General features: G+C 59.2%; 18 protein-coding genes. 13 read left to right on the forward strand and 5 right to left on the reverse strand.

The window, feature by feature from the left end; genetic code table 11:
• Positions 1–186 precede the first annotated feature (186 nt).
• The 10 genes from ACIPIZ_RS19065 (at position 187) to ACIPIZ_RS19110 (ending at position 9,694) form a co-directional block, all read left to right on the forward strand.
• Positions 187–936, forward strand: coding sequence for an electron transfer flavoprotein subunit beta/FixA family protein (locus ACIPIZ_RS19065; RefSeq protein WP_401166710.1), 750 nt, complete (start codon positions 187–189; stop codon positions 934–936).
• On the forward strand, positions 937–1,866 hold the full coding sequence (locus ACIPIZ_RS19070; RefSeq protein ID WP_034155324.1) for an electron transfer flavoprotein subunit alpha/FixB family protein: 930 nt from the start codon (positions 937–939) through the stop codon (positions 1,864–1,866). It abuts the gene before it with no gap.
• Positions 1,867–1,946: 80 nt separating this feature from the next.
• Positions 1,947–2,768, forward strand: a complete 822-nt coding sequence (locus tag ACIPIZ_RS19075) for an ABC transporter substrate-binding protein (RefSeq protein ID WP_122853851.1) — start codon at positions 1,947–1,949, stop codon at positions 2,766–2,768.
• Between the two features lie 9 nt (positions 2,769–2,777).
• Positions 2,778–3,134: a DUF4398 domain-containing protein gene (locus ACIPIZ_RS19080; RefSeq protein WP_082355479.1), complete on the forward strand. Its 357-nt coding sequence runs from the start codon at positions 2,778–2,780 to the stop codon at positions 3,132–3,134.
• Positions 3,131–3,943, forward strand: coding sequence for an OmpA family protein (locus ACIPIZ_RS19085; protein ID WP_064391473.1), 813 nt, complete (start codon positions 3,131–3,133; stop codon positions 3,941–3,943). The genes ACIPIZ_RS19080 and ACIPIZ_RS19085 overlap by 4 nt, the downstream gene beginning before the upstream one ends.
• A 290-nt stretch (positions 3,944–4,233) precedes the next feature.
• The gene (locus ACIPIZ_RS19090) at positions 4,234–5,673 is read left to right on the forward strand and encodes a PLP-dependent aminotransferase family protein (RefSeq protein ID WP_064391472.1); all 1,440 of its coding nucleotides are present in this window, start codon (positions 4,234–4,236) and stop codon (positions 5,671–5,673) included.
• A 78-nt stretch (positions 5,674–5,751) separates the two neighbouring features.
• The gene (locus ACIPIZ_RS19095; protein WP_064391471.1) at positions 5,752–6,228 is read left to right on the forward strand and encodes a hypothetical protein; all 477 of its coding nucleotides are present in this window, start codon (positions 5,752–5,754) and stop codon (positions 6,226–6,228) included.
• A 166-nt stretch (positions 6,229–6,394) separates the two neighbouring features.
• Positions 6,395–6,649, forward strand: a complete 255-nt coding sequence (locus tag ACIPIZ_RS19100; RefSeq protein ID WP_064391470.1) for a YkgJ family cysteine cluster protein — start codon at positions 6,395–6,397, stop codon at positions 6,647–6,649.
• Positions 6,650–6,690: 41 nt separating this feature from the next.
• On the forward strand, positions 6,691–7,296 hold the full coding sequence (locus tag ACIPIZ_RS19105) for an START domain-containing protein (protein ID WP_122661664.1): 606 nt from the start codon (positions 6,691–6,693) through the stop codon (positions 7,294–7,296).
• Between the two features lie 304 nt (positions 7,297–7,600).
• Positions 7,601–9,694: an LTA synthase family protein gene (locus ACIPIZ_RS19110; RefSeq protein ID WP_064391469.1), complete on the forward strand. Its 2,094-nt coding sequence runs from the start codon at positions 7,601–7,603 to the stop codon at positions 9,692–9,694.
• A gap of 75 nt (positions 9,695–9,769) precedes the next feature.
• On the opposite strand, the gene ACIPIZ_RS19115 is transcribed toward ACIPIZ_RS19110, so the two are convergent.
• On the reverse strand, positions 9,770–9,928 hold the full coding sequence (locus tag ACIPIZ_RS19115; RefSeq protein WP_169432680.1) for a DUF3309 family protein: 159 nt from the start codon (positions 9,926–9,928) through the stop codon (positions 9,770–9,772).
• A 324-nt stretch (positions 9,929–10,252) separates the two neighbouring features.
• Between ACIPIZ_RS19115 and ACIPIZ_RS19120 the strand changes: the two genes are divergently transcribed.
• The 3 genes from ACIPIZ_RS19120 (at position 10,253) to csrA (ending at position 11,797) form a co-directional block, all read left to right on the forward strand.
• Entirely contained in the window at positions 10,253–11,068 is an 816-nt protein-coding gene (locus tag ACIPIZ_RS19120) for an SDR family oxidoreductase (RefSeq protein ID WP_105705264.1), read from the forward strand.
• A gap of 63 nt (positions 11,069–11,131) precedes the next feature.
• On the forward strand, positions 11,132–11,464 hold the full coding sequence (locus ACIPIZ_RS19125) for a YnfA family protein (RefSeq protein WP_064391467.1): 333 nt from the start codon (positions 11,132–11,134) through the stop codon (positions 11,462–11,464).
• Between the two features lie 147 nt (positions 11,465–11,611).
• Positions 11,612–11,797 (forward strand): carbon storage regulator CsrA, encoded by a 186-nt coding sequence (csrA, locus tag ACIPIZ_RS19130; protein ID WP_401166718.1) that lies wholly within the window; start codon positions 11,612–11,614, stop codon positions 11,795–11,797.
• A gap of 6 nt (positions 11,798–11,803) precedes the next feature.
• Here the strand turns inward: csrA and ACIPIZ_RS19135 are convergent, their stop codons facing one another.
• The 4 genes from ACIPIZ_RS19135 to ACIPIZ_RS19150 form a co-directional block, all read right to left on the reverse strand.
• Entirely contained in the window at positions 11,804–12,031 is a 228-nt protein-coding gene (locus tag ACIPIZ_RS19135) for a YheU family protein (RefSeq protein ID WP_003192759.1), read from the reverse strand.
• Positions 12,032–12,232: 201 nt separating this feature from the next.
• The gene (locus tag ACIPIZ_RS19140) at positions 12,233–13,423 is read right to left on the reverse strand and encodes an osmoprotectant NAGGN system M42 family peptidase (protein WP_105705262.1); all 1,191 of its coding nucleotides are present in this window, start codon (positions 13,421–13,423) and stop codon (positions 12,233–12,235) included.
• A 167-nt stretch (positions 13,424–13,590) separates the two neighbouring features.
• A complete protein-coding gene (gene ngg, locus ACIPIZ_RS19145) occupies positions 13,591–15,339 on the reverse strand; it encodes an N-acetylglutaminylglutamine synthetase (RefSeq protein WP_401166722.1) in 1,749 nt (582 codons plus the stop codon).
• A gap of 3 nt (positions 15,340–15,342) precedes the next feature.
• Positions 15,343–17,115, reverse strand: a complete 1,773-nt coding sequence (locus ACIPIZ_RS19150) for an N-acetylglutaminylglutamine amidotransferase (RefSeq protein WP_105705261.1) — start codon at positions 17,113–17,115, stop codon at positions 15,343–15,345.
• Between the last annotated feature and the right edge of the window lie 143 nt (positions 17,116–17,258).

Raw genomic sequence — 17,258 nt, forward strand, 5'->3', positions numbered from 1 at the left:
AGTTTACACAGCGTGAGGATCAATGACTTGTCGGTCACCACTGACGAACGGTCGCACCCCCTTCACATCGTGGAATCACTTCGCACCCCGGTCGGCGTTTTTAGAGGTGCCCTTTTAGCCTGATGAGCATCAACCGCCAGGTTCGCCTAGGCGACTTTCTTTTCACCGGAGAGTAACGAGGAATCCATGAAGGTTCTTGTAGCTGTCAAACGCGTTGTGGATTACAACGTCAAGGTTCGCGTCAAGGCGGACAATTCCGGCGTCGATCTCGCCAACGTCAAGATGTCGATGAACCCGTTCTGCGAAATCGCAGTGGAAGAAGCCGTACGCCTGAAAGAGAAAGGTGTTGCGACTGAAATCGTCGTCGTCTCCATCGGCCCGACCACCGCTCAGGAGCAGCTGCGTACCGCACTGGCTCTGGGTGCCGACCGTGCCATCCTCGTCGAATCCGCTGAAGATCTGACCTCGCTCGCCGTGGCCAAGCTGCTCAAGACTGTGGTCGACAAGGAACAGCCGCAGCTGGTGATCCTTGGCAAACAGGCCATCGACAGCGACAACAACCAGACCGGCCAGATGCTCGCGGCACTGAGCGGCTACGGTCAGGGCACGTTCGCTTCGAAAGTCGAAGTCTCCGGTGACAGCGTTGCCGTGACTCGCGAAATCGACGGCGGCGCGCAGACCGTTTCGCTGAAACTGCCTGCAATCGTCACCACCGACCTGCGTTTGAACGAGCCACGCTACGCGTCTCTGCCAAACATCATGAAAGCCAAGAAGAAGCCTCTCGAAGTGCTGACTCCGGACGCTTTGGGCGTTTCCACCGCCTCCACCAACAAGACCCTGAAAGTCGAAGCGCCGGCGGCACGCAGCGCAGGCATCAAGGTCAAGTCCGTGGCTGAACTGGTTGAAAAACTCAAGAACGAAGCGAAGGTAATCTAAATGACTATCTTGGTTATTGCTGAACACGACAACAAAGTGCTGGCCCCGGCCACACTGAACACCGTGGCTGCTGCGGCCAAAATCGGCGGCGACATCCACGTTCTGGTTGCAGGCCAAGGCGCTGGCGCCGTGGCTGAAGCCGCAGCGAAAATCGCTGGCGTGAGCAAAGTCCTGAACGCTGATAACGCGGCTTACGCGCATCAGCTGCCGGAAAACGTTGCGCCGCTGGTCGCAGAGCTTGGCGCTGGCTACAGCCACATCCTGGCTGCTGCCACCTCCAACGGCAAAAACATCCTGCCGCGCGTTGCTGCGCAGCTGGACGTTGACCAGATCTCCGAGATCATCTCGGTCGAAAGCGCTGACACCTTCAAGCGCCCGATCTACGCCGGTAACGCTATCGCTACCGTGCAATCGACCGCCGCGATCAAAGTGATCACCGTGCGTGCCACCGGTTTCGACCCGGTTGCTGCTGAAGGCGGTTCGGCTGCCGTTGAAGCAGTCGCTGCTGCGCACAACGCTGGCACTTCGAGCTTCGTTGGCGAAGAGCTGGCCAAGTCCGATCGTCCAGAGCTGACCGCTGCCAAGATCGTCGTTTCCGGCGGCCGTGGCATGCAGAACGGCGACAACTTCAAACACCTGTACGCCCTGGCCGACAAGCTGGGCGCAGCCGTCGGTGCTTCGCGCGCTGCGGTTGACGCAGGTTTCGTACCGAACGACATGCAGGTCGGTCAGACCGGCAAGATCGTTGCGCCACAGCTGTACATCGCCGTTGGTATCTCCGGCGCGATCCAGCACCTGGCCGGTATGAAAGACTCCAAAGTGATCGTTGCGATCAACAAGGACGAAGAGGCGCCGATCTTCCAGGTGGCCGATTACGGTCTCGTGGCGGATCTGTTCGAAGCAGTCCCTGAGCTGGAGAAGCTGGTCTAATCCAGCGGCTTCACTTATAAAGAGCCCGGCCTGTTGGCCGGGCTTTTTTTTGTCTCGGATTTGAGTGGGAGCGTTTCGCCATGGATTTGCGCTGCGGATGGTTGTTGGGATTGGCCCTGTTGCCAGGTTTGGCCGCGGCCGCCGGCAAGTGCGAGCGCCTCATCGTCACTGGTAGCCCGGATGCGCCACCGTATCTGTGGCAGGATCCGCAAAATCCCAAGCAGTTGATCGGCGCCAGTGCCGACCTGTTGCAACAAATCGGCAAAGACCTCGGCATCAAAGTCGAGTTGCTCTACGCCGGTAAACGCTCGCAAGCCCTCGATGAAGTGCGCAGCGGGCGTATGGACATGCTGGCTGACGCACCGCTGACCCTCAACGAGTTGGAAACCCTCGACTACATCCATCCACCGTTGCTGGAAAACGACTATCTGGTGTGGACGCGCAAAGGCTCGACACTGGTCTACAGCGAAGCCAAAGACCTGCACGGCCATGCCGGAGCCTTGTCGGAAAAGTCTCGCATGACCCAGGCATTTGGCACGTTCGCCGAGCAGAATCTGACCCTGACCAAGACAGCCAACCTCACCCAAGCGCTACAGAAATTGCTCCTTGGTGAAGTGGAATATGTACTCGCCGGCCGCTATTCGGGCATGGCCGCCGCGCAGGCGTTGGGTATGGCCAATGACCTGTTGGCGTTCGAACAACCCGTCGACCGGCCGGGGCTGTTTCTTGCGGTTTCTCACAACTCGGCCTGCAACGATCCGTGGTTGCGCGGACAGCTAGCCAAAAAGATGACAGAATTGCCCGCGTCCGGACTGACGGAAGCCGCGCTGCAACGCAATATCGAGCGCTGGAAGGCGCAGCAGCAACAGCCGCAACAACCTGTCAGTGCCCCAAAACAGTAGGGATTCTTAGTGAGTATTCGACCTCTTTTCGCGGCTGTGGCCGTTCTGGCCCTGGCCGGTTGCGCGACCGATCCGGCACCCGTTGAACAAATGCGCCTGACCGAGCAGGCCATTACCCAGGCCAAGGCTGTCGGCGCCACCGCTGATGAAGTGCCGGAAATGAAACTGGCCGAAACCAAATACGACCGTGCCAAAGGCAACATGGCCGACGAGTCCTACCGCAATGCGCGTATGCGTGCCGAACAGGCTGAGCTGGATGCGCGTCTGGCTGAAGCCAAAGTGCTGACGCAAAAAAGCGAAGAACAGGTGAACGTGCTCAACACCCGCATCGTCCGACTGCGCAAGCAACTGGGAGATGCCCAATGAGCCTCAAATCCAAAGTCGTTGGCGCGCTGATTCTCGCCGGTTGCGCCAGCCTGTACGGCTGCGCCGGACAGCACAGCGAATCCGCTCTGCAAGAAGCCGGCGCCGACTTCCAGAAAGTCAAAGAAGACTCCAACGTGCTGCGCATCGCGCCGAAAGACGTGATTCGTGCAGGAGAATCGCTGGCTCGCGCCGATCGCCTGTCGACCTATTGGGGCAGCGGTTCGGACGTGGTGCACTACGCCTATCTGAGCCAGCGCTACAGCGAAATCGCCCGCGAACACACCAATCAGGTGCTCAACGAAGAGCGCGCGGCCAAGCTCGAACTGGAACGCCAGCGTCTGCAATTGGCTTTGCGTGAGTCCAAGCTGCTCAGCGTGCAGCAGCAGGGCAAGTGGCTGGAAGAACAGATCGTCGCACTGGCCACCACGCAGACCGACCGGGGCCTGGTGATGACCCTCGGCGACGTGTTGTTCGACACCGGTGAAGCGGAGCTGAAAAACTCGGCCAACCGTGTCGTGCTGAAGATCGTTCAGTTCCTGCAACTGAATCCGAAACGCGTGGTGCGCATCGAGGGCTACACCGACAGCACCGGCGGCAAGCAGGAAAACCTCAAACTGTCCCGCGACCGCGCACAAGCCGTGGCGGACGTGCTGATGGATCTCGGGATCGACGACAAACGCATTCAGGTCGAAGGTTACGGCGATGAATACCCGGTAGACGTCAATGCTTCCGAGCGTGGGCGCGCACAGAACCGTCGGGTGGAAATTGTCTTCTCCGACGAAAAAGGCCAGCTCGGCGCCGCCCGCTAAGCAAGGCAAAACCCTGTAGGAGCTGCCGAAGGCTGCGATCTTTTGACTTTTCTTTTTGAAGATCAAAAGATCGCAGCCTTCGGCAGCTCCTACACAGCTCCTACAAAGCCCGGACTGTCATGCAGTGCCGGCTTTTTTACGTCTGTCGATTAGCTCGCAAATCAGTACAGTCAGGGGCAGACACCGCACTGTATGGTCGACTAAAGTGGTAACTGTCCCAGTACACTTCTAAACTGTTCCGGTATTGTTTCACACAAGAATAAAATGCCCGTGAAATCGAGTGCTGCGTCATGACCAATCTCTTGCTCTACCAACGTATTGCTCAGCAACTGGCCGAAGACATTCGCCGTGGTGTCTATCAACCGGGGGAGCGCGTGCCTTCGGTGCGCAAGATGAGTTCGCAGCTCAACGTCAGCCATGCGACGGTGTTGCAGGCGTACGCCAATCTTGAAGATCAGGGGCTGATTCGCGCGCGTCCGCAGTCCGGTTATTACGTGCACCAGACACCCGCGTTGACTGCGCCGACGCCCGACATCGCCCGGGTTGAGCGTCCCGGTCTGGTGACCCGCAGCAGCATCATTCAACAGGTTCTGGTCGAATCACGCCGCGAAGGTGTATTCCCGTTGGGCGCTGCGGTGCCGAGCGTCGATTACCTGCCGGTTCGGGCGCTGCATCAGCAACTGGCCAAAGTTACCCGTTTCCATAGCCCGCGCGCCTTCAGCTACATGTTCAGCCCCGGTTTTGAACCGCTGCGCCGGCAAGTGGCGATCCGCATGCGCGATGCCGGCGTAGTCGTCGACCCGTCGGAGGTAGTGATCACCCACGGTTGCGTCGACGCCTTGCAGATGTCGTTGCGGGTACTGACCCGGCCCGGCGATCTGATCGCGGCTGAATCACCGACTTATTATGGTCTGTTGCAACTGGCTGACCTGCTCGGCCTGAAAGTCATCGAAATCCCCAGCGATCCCGCCACCGGCATGAGCCTGGAGGCGCTGCAACTGGCGGCCAATCAATGGTCAATCAAAGCGTTGGTGCTGACCACGCGCCTGAGCAATCCCTTGGGCGGCACCATGCCCGAAGAGCGCCAGAAGCAATTGCTGCGCCTGGCCTCGGACTTCGATATCCAGATCGTCGAAGACGACATCTATGGCGAGTTGATGTTCGAGCAGGGTCGCACCAAAGCGCTCAAGGCGTATGACCGACTGGATCGGGTTATCTACTGCTCGAGTTTTTCCAAAACGTTATCGCCAGGGGTGCGCATCGGCTGGATGATCGCCGGCAAATACCAGCAGGAAATCCAGCGCTTGCAGACCTTCAGTACGCATTCGGCGTGCAGCGTGACGCAAATGGCCATTGCCGCCTATCTGGAAAACGGTGGTTATGACCGGCATTTACGGTACATCCGCCAGGAATACCGGAAAAACCTCAGTGCCTTTCAATTGGCGGTGCAGCAGTACTTCCCCGAAGGCACGCAAATGTCCCGGCCCACGGGCGGTTTCATCCTCTGGGTGAGTCTGCCTGGGCGGGTCAATACGCAGGAATTGCATGTTCGCGCCTTGCAGCAGGGCATCAGCATTGCGCCGGGGCTTATCTTCAGTAATACCGAGCAGTTCAACCACTGTATACGCCTCAATTGCGGGATTCCGTGGAATCGCGAAGCGGAGAGGGCGCTGATGACCCTGGGTCTGTTGGCCACTCAACTGTGTCAGGAAACAGCAGGCGGATTCTGAACGAGAGGCGGCTGATGCTTGTCTTGTGACGCTCAACAAGCGAGCATATGGCCCTCTGCCGTTAGTGTCGTTGGGTCCATGAAAGCGATTTTTCCTGCCGCCGGAGTTCTGCTGTGCCTGCTGATGATCGGCCATGCGCCTGCTGTGGCGGCCGCAGTGCAGGAAAAGCCCGCCGTCACGAGTACAGCCAAGAAGCAGGCAACCAGCCAGAAAAAGACGCCGGTCAACAAGGCCCAGAAGAAAAAAGCCGCTGCGGTGAAGAAGCGAGCACCGATCGCTTCCAAGTCAAAACCCGCCAGCGAAGTGGCGAAAACCAGATTGCCAGCGGCCAGGCTCGACTTGAGCCTGCCCAAGGATATGGTTCAGGAATTGAAACCCAAGGGCACTGTTGAATTGCCCAAGCGCGAGCCGATCCTGCCGCAGATGTTTGGCGAGAAAAACAGCGGTTTCCAACTCAACGGTCGCTTGCTCAGCAACGAAATGCAGTTGCAACTGCGCAACGAAGAGCGTCGCGAAGTCGAAGGCGCGGCACTCGATTTCGAATTCAAGCAGTAAATTCCACCGGTCTGTGACCCGCACAGCAGACGCTTTGTCGCAGACTGGTCAGTCACATTCGCTTATCGCTAAAAACCCCGGTACCGGCAATTTAAAACAGCCGTTTTAGCGGTTACTCTGTTCGGCGTCTCTTTAACACATCGCCCGTCGCGAGGATTTTTCCGTCATGAAATGCCGTGAAGGCTGTGGCGCTTGCTGCATTGCCCCTTCCATCAGTTCGCCGATTCCCGGCATGCCCGATGGCAAACCTGCCGGCGAACGTTGCGTGCAACTCTCGGTCGAAAACCTGTGCAGCATTTTCGGCCGCCCCGAGCGCCCGACAGTTTGCTCGGGTTTTACCGCGGATGTCGAAACCTGCGGCAGCAGCTCGGAAGAGGCGATCAGGCTGATCGGCTGGTGGGAGCAAATGACGGCGGCGTGATGTGTCAAACGAACGGAACTTCAACAATAAGGAATAAGACTATGGGTTCGCTGCATCGTATCGCTGTGTTGTGTGGTTTGACCGCTGTGCTGGCCACGTCCGTCGCTCAGGCTGAAGACTGGAAAGTCGCCAAGAACGAGGACGGCATCAAAGTCTCCCTGAGCGAAGTACCGGGTTCGGACTACAAGTCCTATCAGGGCGTTGCACTGATGAAGACCACCGTTGCCAAACTGCGCGCACTGCAGGAAGACGTGTCCGGTGCCTGCGCCTGGATTCACGAGTGCAAGACCCAGAAACTGCTCAAACACGAAGGCGATCAGAGCTGGACCTACACCCAGTTCAACACGCCTTGGCCGGTAACTCCACGTGACTCGGTGATCGAAGTCACCACCGTCGAAGGCGCCGACGGCAGCCTGACCCGCAACCTCAAAGGTCTGCCGACGTACGTTCCTGAAGAAAAAGGCTTTGTCCGCGTGCAGCAGGTCAAAGGCTTCTGGAAGTTCGTACCCAAGGGCGACCAGGTTGAAGTGACCTACCAGGTGCACACCGAGCCCGGTGGCAGCGTGCCGGCGATGGTTGCCAACAAGTTCGTGGTCGACGCACCGTTCAACACCCTCAAAGCCCTGAAAGAACGCGCCGAGAAGTAATCAAACGCGCTCTAAGAAACGCCCCGACCGATACGGGGCGTTTTGTTTTGTATCTATATTGTGTTTCCAGATATGCGTTGAACGAAATTTTCACAAAGCGTTCAAGACAATTCGCCCGCGCTGTTTTCCGGCTGTCATCGCTTTAAATGAAAGTGTCTGGCAGCGCGGCAGTAATCAATGGCAATGGCGCGGGTGATCGTGCAACATTTGCGCACCGCGCAAGCCCCGGGGTCTGGAATGACCAATAGAGGGCATGGCGCCGCTGTATTTTGCAACTTCAACTTCCAATGGGTCCTAAAACGACATGGCAAACCCGGACGCCCTGAATCAGCAGCGATCTTCTGCTCGCCTGCTGCAACCGACCGTCAAATCGCATCTGGCCTACACGCTGCTTTGTGCGCTGGTCATGATGGTGATGTTTTCCGTGCTGCGCCTCGCGCTGCTGGTCTACAACCGCGAGATGATCCTCGACACCCCGGCTTCGACCTTCCTCGAAGCCTTCGCCAACGGCCTGCGTTTCGACCTGCGCCTGGTGGTCTATGTGTGCATTCCGCTGGTGCTGGCGCTGTTCAGTGCCCGCGCCATGGCCGCACGCGGTTTCTTTCGCCTGTGGCTGACCATCGCCTCGAGCATCGCGCTGTTCCTCGGCCTGATGGAGATGGACTTCTACCGCGAGTTCCACCAGCGCCTCAACGGTCTGGTGTTCCAGTACGTGAAGGAAGACCCGAAAACCGTGATGAGCATGCTCTGGTACGGTTTTCCGGTGGTGCGTTACCTGCTGGCGTGGGTCATCGGCACTGTCATTCTGACCCTGGCGTTCAAAGGTGCCGACCGCGCCACACGTCCGCGCGGACCTTTCAGCGGTGGTAGCGTCAGCAGCCGTCAGGTTGCGCCGTGGTACACCCGTCTGGCGGTGTTCGTGGTCTGCCTGCTGATCTGCGTGGTCGCCGCCCGTGGCACCCTGCGTCAAGGCCCGCCGATGCGTTGGGGTGACGTGTACACCACCGATTCCAACTTCGCCAACCAGCTCGGCCTCAACGCTACGCTGTCGCTGATCGAGGCTGCCAAGTCGCGCATGGGCGAGGATCGCGACAATATCTGGAAAGCGACGTTGCCGCAGGAGCAAGCGCAGAAAGTCGTGCGTGACATGTTGCTGATGCCGGACGACAAACTGGTGGATGCCGATATTGCCGCCGTGCGCCGTGATTACACGCCGCCGGCCGACAAGACCCTGCCGATCAAGAACGTCGTGGTGATCCTGATGGAAAGCATGGCCGGTCACTCGGTCGGTGCATTGGGCGCGCCAGGCAACATCACGCCATACCTGGACAAGCTGTCCAAGGAAGGCCTGCTGTTCGACCGCTTCTTCTCCAACGGTACGCACACTCACCAGGGCATGTTCGCGACCATGGCCTGCTTCCCGAACCTGCCAGGTTTCGAATACCTGATGCAGACCCCGGAAGGCAGCCACAAGCTATCCGGCCTGCCGCAGGTGCTCAGCGCCCGTGACTACGACGACGTGTACGTCTACAACGGCGACTTCGCCTGGGACAACCAGTCAGGCTTCTTCAGCAACCAGGGCATGACCAACTTTGTTGGCCGTAACGACTTCGTCAACCCGGTGTTCTCCGATCCGACCTGGGGCGTGTCTGACCAAGACATGTTCGACCGTGGCCTGCAGGAGCTCAAGGCGCGCGAAAACGGCAAGCCGTTCTACGCGCTGCTGCAAACCCTGTCCAACCACACGCCATACGCCTTGCCGACGCCATTGCCGGTTGAGCGCGTCACCGACCGTGGCAGCCTCAACGAACACTTGACCGCCATGCGCTACTCCGACTGGGCGCTGGGTCAGTTCTTCGAGAAGGCACGCAAAGAGCCGTACTTCAAGGAAACCCTGTTCGTCATCGTCGGCGACCACGGCTTCGGCAACGAGCGCCAGATCACCGAAATGGACCTGGGCCGCTTCAACGTGCCGATGCTGATGATCGCTCCGGGCATCCAGGAGAAGTTCGGTACCCGCGACCACACCGTCGGTACGCAGATCGACATCGTGCCGACTATCATGGGCCGCCTGGGTGGCGAAGTGCGTCATCAGTGCTGGGGCCGCGATTTGCTCAATCTGCCGGAAGGCGACACCGGTTTCGGTGTGATCAAACCGTCGGGCAGCGAGCAGACCACCGCCATCGTCACGGCCGACCAGATTCTGGTATTGCCGAGAGACAAGGACATGGGGCCGAAGATGTGGCAGTACCAGTTGGGCGCCAATCCGCACGCCGAAGTGGTACCGAATGCACCGCGCACCGCCGAGTTGAAACTCAAGCTTGAAGCGTTTCTGCAAACGGCGACCAAGAGCCTGATGGATAACACCGCTGGTGTGATCCACGGCAAGCCGGATTGATCGCCTGGCGACAGTAAAACCCACGCAATAAAAAAGAGGCCCTGAACAGGGCCTCTTTTTTTTGCGCTTGAATCGTTATATCCGACCGAGTAACAGCAGCACTAGCAGCACTACTAATACCACGCCGATAATGCCCGAAGGACCATAACCCCAACTTCTGGAGTGCGGGAAGACCGGCAGACCACCGATCAGCAACAGGATCAGGATAATGATTAGAATTGTGCCCATGTCGATTTCCTTGTTGAGAGAGTTCGAGAAGTCTTGGTGTTCAAGGGGCGACTGGAGACTAAGTAATTCCAGACGGCTTACAAATTCCGACTGGTGCGAGTGAAAGAAAATTCAATGTTTTTTTAATGTATTTGGATCACTCGCTTATTTCCTTTGTAGCGAAAAGATCGCAGCCTCGTTTCACTCGACAGCACCTACACGAATCCATGTAGGAGCTGCCGAAGGCGGCGATCTTTTGATCTTGCATTCAGCAACTTGATGGAGCGTGGGCGCGCGCACAACCTTCGCTACACTCCGCGCATCTTCCCCGGAACAACAAGGCTCTCTGCTATGCAAAATCGCATGATGATCACTGGCGCGGGCTCAGGCCTGGGTCGCGAAATCGCGCTGCGCTGGGCGCGCGAAGGCTGGCAACTGGCGCTATCCGACGTCAGCGAGCCCGGTCTGCAGGAAACCCTCAAATCAGTTCGTGAGGCTGGTGGCGACGGCTTCATCCAGCGTTGCGATGTGCGTGATTACAGCCAACTGACTGCGTTCGCTCAGGCCTGCGAAGAGAAACTCGGTGGCATCGACATCATCGTCAACAACGCCGGTGTGGCGTCGGGCGGGTTCTTCAGTGAACTGTCGCTGGAAGACTGGGACTGGCAGATCGCGATCAACCTGATGGGCGTGGTCAAGGGCTGCAAAGCCTTCCTGCCGTTGCTGGAACAAAGCAAAGGCAAGATCATCAACATTGCCTCGATGGCGGCGCTGATGCAGGGCCCGGCGATGAGCAACTACAACGTGGCCAAGGCTGGCGTAGTGGCGCTTTCGGAAAGTCTGTTGATCGAACTGGCGCAACAGGAAGTCGGCGTGCATGTGGTGTGCCCGTCGTTCTTCCAGACCAACTTGCTCGACTCGTTCCGTGGCCCTACTCCGGCAATGAAAGCGGCGGTCGGCAAGTTGCTGGAAAGCTCGCCGATTACCGCAGCGGACATCGCTGACTACATCTACCAGCAAGTCGCTGCCGGCGAGTTCATGATCCTGCCGCACGAACAAGGACGCATGGCCTGGGCGATCAAGCAGAAGAACCCGCAACTGCTCTATAACGAGATGACTTCGATGGCGGAGAAAATGCGCGCCAAGGCCAAACAGAACAACGGCTGACCTTGCCCATTGCAGACGGCGTCGTTAGGGTGGCCGCAATGGTCACCCTGTCGAGACGCGTCAATGCTCAATTACTTGTGGTTTTTCCTCGCGGCGTTGTTTGAAATCGCCGGTTGTTTCGCTTTTTACATGTGGCTGCGCCAGGGCAAAAGTGCATTGTGGGTGATCCCGGCGCTGCTCAGTCTGACCTTGTTTGCGCTGTTGTTGACGCGTGTCGAAGCGGGCTATGCCGGTCGCGCCTATGCCGCTTACGGCGGCATCTACATTGTTGCTTCGGTTGGCTGGCTGGCGGTGGTCGAGCGCGTTCGGCCTCTGGGGTCAGACTGGATCGGCATGGCGTTGTGCGTGATCGGCGCCAGCGTGATTCTGTTCGGTCCACGGTTTTCCGCCGCTTGAGTCGAAGGTTGTTTAACGATTTGCAGGAAAGGTCTGAAGGATGTTGCGCAGGCCGGTGTAGGGCATTACTGATTTGCCCGGCGTGCATTGAACAGCCGCCGCAAGCCGCGCATCTTCAGGGTTCGCTAACCCTGGAGGATGACCCTCATGCTTGTACTCAGCCGTGTTGTCGGTGAGTTGATTTCAATCGGTGACGACATCACCCTGCGCGTACTGTCGGTGAACGGTGCCAGCGTGCGCTTTGGCGTCGAAGCGCCGCAAAAGGTCAATGTGCATCGCGCAGAAGTCTATGACCGGATCAAGCGCAAGCAGGCCACCGAGAAGGCCCGCTGAGGGTTTTCAGTCGAACAGATGCTTGGGTACGTCGTGCTTGAGCATCAGTTGGCACTGTTCGCTTTCCGGATCGAAGACGATCAACGCCTGCCCCTTGGTCAATGCCTGGCGCACGCGCAGCACGCGGGTTTCCAGCGGCGTGTCATCGCCGTTGTCGGTGCCGTCGCGGGTGACGAAATCTTCGATGAGGCGGGTGAGGGTGTCGACTTCAAGAGCGTCGTAGGGGATGAGCATGGGGCACCTCGGTCAAATCAATGTCGGGATGCTACGGCGATTGCTGTTTGCCTGCCAGTTTTGTGTTGGATGGGCCGGCCCATTCGCGAGCAGGTCGAATCGTCGCACCGTCGCTCCCACATGGGAACGCATTCCGAATGTGGGAGCGACGGTGCGACGATTCGACCTGCTCGCGAAGTCGATGCTTATGCCTACAAAAATTTAACTGTCGGAACGCTGCCCCACCAGACTGTCCACCGACGGCACCCGTGTATCGCTTTCCATCTGCGTGTCGTGTTCGATCTGATGACTGAAGCGATCCAGCGATGCATTCGCCGGCGCCGCATCGCTGGCAAACACCGGCGGACTCAAAATGTAAGCGCCCAACAGTCGACTCAACGCCGCCAGACTGTCGATGTGCGTGCGCTCATAACCATGGGTTGCATCGCAGCCAAAGGCGAGCAGCGCCGTACGAATATCGTGCCCGGCGGTCACAGCCGAATGCGCGTCGCTGAAGTAGTAGCGAAACAGATCGCGGCGCACCGGCAATTCATTTTCACTGGCCAGGCGCAGCAAATGCCGCGACAGGTGATAGTCATACGGCCCGCCGGAATCCTGCATCGCCACACTCACCGCGTGTTCGCTGGAGTGTTGCCCCGGCGCGACCGGCGCAATGTCGATGCCGACAAATTCGCTGACATCCCACGGCAATGCCGCCGCCGCGCCGCTGCCAGTTTCTTCAGTGATGGTGAACAGCGGATGGCAATCGATCATCAGTTCCTGGCCGCTGTCGACGATGGCTTTCAGTGAGGCCAGAAGCGCAGCAACGCCAGCCTTGTCATCGAGGTGTCGAGCGCTGATATGGCCGCTTTCGGTGAACTCCGGCAGCGGATCGAAGGCCACCACGTCACCGACGCTGATGCCCAGCGAATCACAATCGGCCTTGGTCGCGCAGTAGGCGTCCAGACGCAGTTCGACGTGATCCCAACTGATCGGCATTTCATCGACTGCAGTGTTGAAGGCATGCCCGGAGGCCATCAGTGGCAACACACTGCCGCGAATCACGCCGTTGTCGGTAAACAGGCTGACGCGGCTGCCCTCGGCAAAACGGCTCGACCAGCAACCGACGGGGGCGAGGGTCAGACGACCGTTGTCTTTCACCGCGCGCACGGCGGCGCCGATGGTATCCAGGTGCGCCGAAACCGCGCGGTCAGGGCTGTTCTTCTTGCCCTTGAGCGTGGCGCGAATGGTGCCGCGCCGGGTCATTTCGAACGGGATGCCGAGTTCTTCCAGACGCTCGGCGACGTAGCGCACGATGGTGTCGGTGAAGCCGGTAGGGCTGGGAATGGCGAGCATTTCCAGGAGGACTTTTTGCAGGTAGTTGAGATCCGGTTCGGGGATTTGCGTGGTCATGGAAACTCCTGATGGGTTGAGCACACCGATGGTTTCGATGAGAGATCGTTTTGTATTGCCTGATCGGGCCGCATCGCTGGCAAGCCAGCTCCCACAGGTGTTGTGTACACCGCGAAACCTGTGGGAGCTGGCTTGCCAGCGATGGCGTCAGCCCAGTCACTAGAGGATCAAGAAATGGCCGGCTGACTGTGCGGAAACAACAAATCGACAAACCGCTCCGCCGTTGGCTGCGGCTCATGGTTGGCCAGCCCGGCGCGTTCGTTGGCCTCGATGAATACGTACTCCGGTTGATCCGCCGCCGGCACCATCAAGTCGAGACCGACCATCGGTATGTCCAGCGCCCGCGCCGCACGCACCGCCGCATCGACCAGGGTCGGATGCAGAATTGCCGTGACATCCTCCAGTGTGCCGCCGGTGTGCAGATTCGCCGTACGGCGTACAAACAGATGCTCGCCCGCCGGCAAAACACTGCTGTAGTCATACCCGGCGGCATGCAAAGTGCGCTGGGTTTCGTGATCCAGCGGAATCTTGCTCTCACCGCTGGTGGCCGCTTGCCGTCGCCGACTCTGGGCTTCGATCAATGCGCCGATCGAATGCTGACCATCGCCGACCACTTCTGCTGGTTTGCGAATCGCTGCCGCGACCACTTCAAAACCGATCACCAGAATCCGCAGATCAAGGCCTTCGTGGAAGCTCTCCAACAGCACGCGGCTGTCGAATGACTTCGCCGCTTCGATCGCCTGCTGCACCTCTTCGATGCTCTGCAAATCCACCGCCACGCCTTGGCCCTGTTCACCGTCGAGCGGCTTGACCACCACGCGTTGATGCTCATCGAGAAAGGCCAGATTGTCGTCGGCATTGCCCGCCAATTGCTGAGACGGCAGATTCAGACCGGCCGCTTTCAGCACCTTGTGCGTCAGGCTTTTGTCCTGACACAGGCTCATGCTGATCGCGCTGGTCAGGTCGCTCAACGATTCGCGGCAACGCACGCGGCGGCCGCCATGGCTGAGGGTGAACAGCCCGGCATCGGCGTCATCGACCTGCACATCAATGCCACGCCGATGGGCTTCTTCAACGATGATCCGCGCATACGGATTGAACTGCGCCTCCGGGCCGGGGCCGAGAAACAGCGGCTGATTGATGCCGTTCTTGCGCTTGATCGCGAAGGTCGAGAGGTTGCGAAAACCAAGCTTGGCGTAGAGGCTTTTCGCCTGACGGTTGTCGTGCAGTACCGACAGATCCAGATAGCTCAAACCGCGACTCATGAAGTGTTCGACCAAGTGCCGCACCAACACTTCACCGACGCCCGGACGCGAGCACTGCGGATCGACCGCCAGGCACCAGAGGCTGCTGCCATTCTCCGGATCGTTGAATGCTTTGTGATGATTCAGGCCCATGACGCTGCCAATCACCGCGCCGCTGTCCTCGTCCTCGGCCAGCCAGTACACCGGGCCGCCCTGATGATGCGGGGTCAGCAGCGTGGCATCGATCGGCAACATGCCGCGTGCCGAATACAGCTGATTGATCGCCTGCCAGTCCGCCTCGCTCTGCGCGCGGCGAATACGGAAGCCGCGAAACACCCGGGTGGCTTGGCGGTAATCGCTGAACCACAGGCGCAAGGTATCGGATGGATCAAGGAACAGTTGCGTCGGTTCCAGCCCTAGAATCTGCTGCGGCGCGGCGACGTACAAAGCAATATCACGCTCGCCCGGTTGCTCGTTGAGCAACTCCTGCGCCAGCGAGGCCGGATCGGGAAAGGTGTGGCCGATCAGCAACCGGCCCCAGCCGCAATGCACGGCAATCGGGTCGGCAGCGAGGGTGCTGCCATCTTCGGCCAGGCGCGCCTGCAAGCGTTCGTAGGACGGCGTCTGGCCGCGTATCAGCCGTTGGTTAATGGCCGTGGCGTGGGGTTTCATCGATCAGATTCCTTGTTCACTGAGCCACAGGTTCAGGGCCGCCAGTTGCCACAGTTTCGAACCGCGCAACGGCGTCAGTTGGCCTTGCGGATCAGTCAGCAATTTGTCGAGCATGGCCGGGTTGAACAGGCCGCGATCCTGACTCGGATCGAGCAGCAGTTCGCGCACCCAGTTCAGCGTATCGCCCTGCAAGTGCTTGAGGCCGGGCACCGGGAAATAGCCTTTTTTGCGGTCGATCACTTCGCTCGGAATCACTCGGCGTGCAGCTTCTTTCAAGACTTGCTTGCCGCCATCGGGCAGCTTGAATTGGCCCGGTACACGTGCCGACAGTTCGACCAGTCGATAATCGAGAAACGGCGTACGCGCTTCCAAACCCCAGGCCATGGTCATGTTGTCGACACGTTTGACCGGGTCGTCGACCAGCATCACCGTGCTGTCCAGACGCAGCGCTTTGTCCACGGCGGCATCGGCGCCGGGCTGGGCGAAATGTTCCTTGACGAAGTCGCCGGCAGCATCATTCTCGGTCAGCCATTGCGGTTGCACGGTGGCGGCGTAGTCGTCGTAACTGCGGTCGAAAAACGCGTTGCGATAGGCCGCGTAAGGATCGGCCGCGCCGTCGACTTGCGGGTACCAGTGATAACCGGCGAACAGCTCATCCGCGCCTTGGCCGCTCTGCACCACCTTGCAGTGCTTGGCCACTTCACGGGACAGCAGATAGAAGGCGATGCAGTCATGGCTGACCATCGGCTCGCTCATCGCGCGGAACGCGGCGGGCAGTTGCTCGATGATTTCTTTTTCGTCGATGCGCAATTGATGGTGCTGGGTGCCGTAGTGTTTGGCGATCAGATCCGAATACTGGAACTCGTCGCCGCGCTCACCGCCGGCATCCTGGAAACCGATGGAAAAGGTCGAGAGGTTCTCGACGCCGACTTCACGCAACAGCCCGACCAGCATGCTCGAATCGACACCGCCGGACAGCAGCACGCCAACATCGACTGCCGCACGTTGACGAATCGCCACCGCCTCGCGGGTGCTGTCGAGGACGCGATCGACCCAGTCTTCCAGGGTCAGATTTTTCTCATCGTCGTGTGGGCCGTAGGGCAGGGTCCACCAGGTTTTCTGTTCGGTGGTGCCATCGGCTTCAACGCGCATCCAGGTGGCTGGCGGCAACTTTTCAATGCCCGCCAACAAAGTGCGTGGAGCAGGCACCACGGCGTGGAAATTCAGGTAATGGTTAAGCGCCACCGGATCGAGGATCGGGTTGATGTCGCCACCCTTGAGCAGCGCCGGCAGGGCCGAAGCAAAACGCAAGCGCTGACCGGTGCGCGACAGGTACAGCGGCTTGACGCCGAGACGGTCGCGGGCAATGAACAGACGCTTGGCGTCGCGCTCCCAAATGGCAAACGCAAACATGCCGTTGAGTTTCGGCAGCAGCGCTTCGCCCCAGGCGTGGTAACCCTTGAGCAGCACCTCGGTGTCGCCACCGGAGTAGAAGGCATAGCCCAGCGCTTCGAGCTCAGCGCGCAATTCCGGGAAGTTGTAGATCGCGCCGTTGAAGGCCAGCGACAGGCCCAGTTGGCTGTCGATCATCGGCTGCGCCGAGCCGTCCGACAGGTCCATGATTTTCAGGCGACGATGGCCCAGGGCAATCGGCCCTTGGGCATGAAAGCCCCACGCGTCGGGGCCGCGAGGCGCCAGGTGATGGGTGATTCGCTCGATGGCTGCAAGGTCTGCAGGTTGTTGATCAAAACGTAACTCGCCAGCTAATCCGCACATAAAGTCCTTACCGGTTTTTCCGTTGGGGAGGGTGTTTCTTCAGCGGCCGACATGGCCGCTACTCAGAAACTGACCCGGTGCGGTTGTGGGAGTTTTAGAACGATAAGTTATAAGTGACGGCGTCAGACCGGCGGGGCACCGTT

The sequence above is a fragment of the Pseudomonas sp. NPDC087690 genome (assembly GCF_044743175.1).
Taxonomy (GTDB): Bacteria; Pseudomonadota; Gammaproteobacteria; order Pseudomonadales; family Pseudomonadaceae; genus Aquipseudomonas.

What these genes read in the sequence shown, in the direction of transcription:
- ACIPIZ_RS19065 (WP_401166710.1), top strand. Translation starts at nt 187, where the DNA reads ATGAAGGTTCTTGTAGCTGTCAAACGCGTTGTGGATTACAACGTCAAG.
- ACIPIZ_RS19070 (WP_034155324.1), top strand. Translation starts at nt 937, where the DNA reads ATGACTATCTTGGTTATTGCTGAACACGACAACAAAGTGCTGGCCCCG.
- ACIPIZ_RS19075 (WP_122853851.1), top strand. Translation starts at nt 1,947, where the DNA reads ATGGATTTGCGCTGCGGATGGTTGTTGGGATTGGCCCTGTTGCCAGGT.
- ACIPIZ_RS19085 (WP_064391473.1), top strand. Translation starts at nt 3,131, where the DNA reads ATGAGCCTCAAATCCAAAGTCGTTGGCGCGCTGATTCTCGCCGGTTGC.
- ACIPIZ_RS19090 (WP_064391472.1), top strand. Translation starts at nt 4,234, where the DNA reads ATGACCAATCTCTTGCTCTACCAACGTATTGCTCAGCAACTGGCCGAA.
- ACIPIZ_RS19095 (WP_064391471.1), top strand. Translation starts at nt 5,752, where the DNA reads ATGAAAGCGATTTTTCCTGCCGCCGGAGTTCTGCTGTGCCTGCTGATG.
- ACIPIZ_RS19100 (WP_064391470.1), top strand. Translation starts at nt 6,395, where the DNA reads ATGAAATGCCGTGAAGGCTGTGGCGCTTGCTGCATTGCCCCTTCCATC.
- ACIPIZ_RS19105 (WP_122661664.1), top strand. Translation starts at nt 6,691, where the DNA reads ATGGGTTCGCTGCATCGTATCGCTGTGTTGTGTGGTTTGACCGCTGTG.
- ACIPIZ_RS19110 (WP_064391469.1), top strand. Translation starts at nt 7,601, where the DNA reads ATGGCAAACCCGGACGCCCTGAATCAGCAGCGATCTTCTGCTCGCCTG.
- ACIPIZ_RS19120 (WP_105705264.1), top strand. Translation starts at nt 10,253, where the DNA reads ATGCAAAATCGCATGATGATCACTGGCGCGGGCTCAGGCCTGGGTCGC.
- ACIPIZ_RS19125 (WP_064391467.1), top strand. Translation starts at nt 11,132, where the DNA reads ATGCTCAATTACTTGTGGTTTTTCCTCGCGGCGTTGTTTGAAATCGCC.
- csrA (WP_401166718.1), top strand. Translation starts at nt 11,612, where the DNA reads ATGCTTGTACTCAGCCGTGTTGTCGGTGAGTTGATTTCAATCGGTGAC.
- ACIPIZ_RS19135 (WP_003192759.1), bottom strand. Translation starts at nt 12,031, where the DNA reads ATGCTCATCCCCTACGACGCTCTTGAAGTCGACACCCTCACCCGCCTC.
- ACIPIZ_RS19140 (WP_105705262.1), bottom strand. Translation starts at nt 13,423, where the DNA reads ATGACCACGCAAATCCCCGAACCGGATCTCAACTACCTGCAAAAAGTC.
- ngg (WP_401166722.1), bottom strand. Translation starts at nt 15,339, where the DNA reads ATGAAACCCCACGCCACGGCCATTAACCAACGGCTGATACGCGGCCAG.
- ACIPIZ_RS19150 (WP_105705261.1), bottom strand. Translation starts at nt 17,115, where the DNA reads ATGTGCGGATTAGCTGGCGAGTTACGTTTTGATCAACAACCTGCAGAC.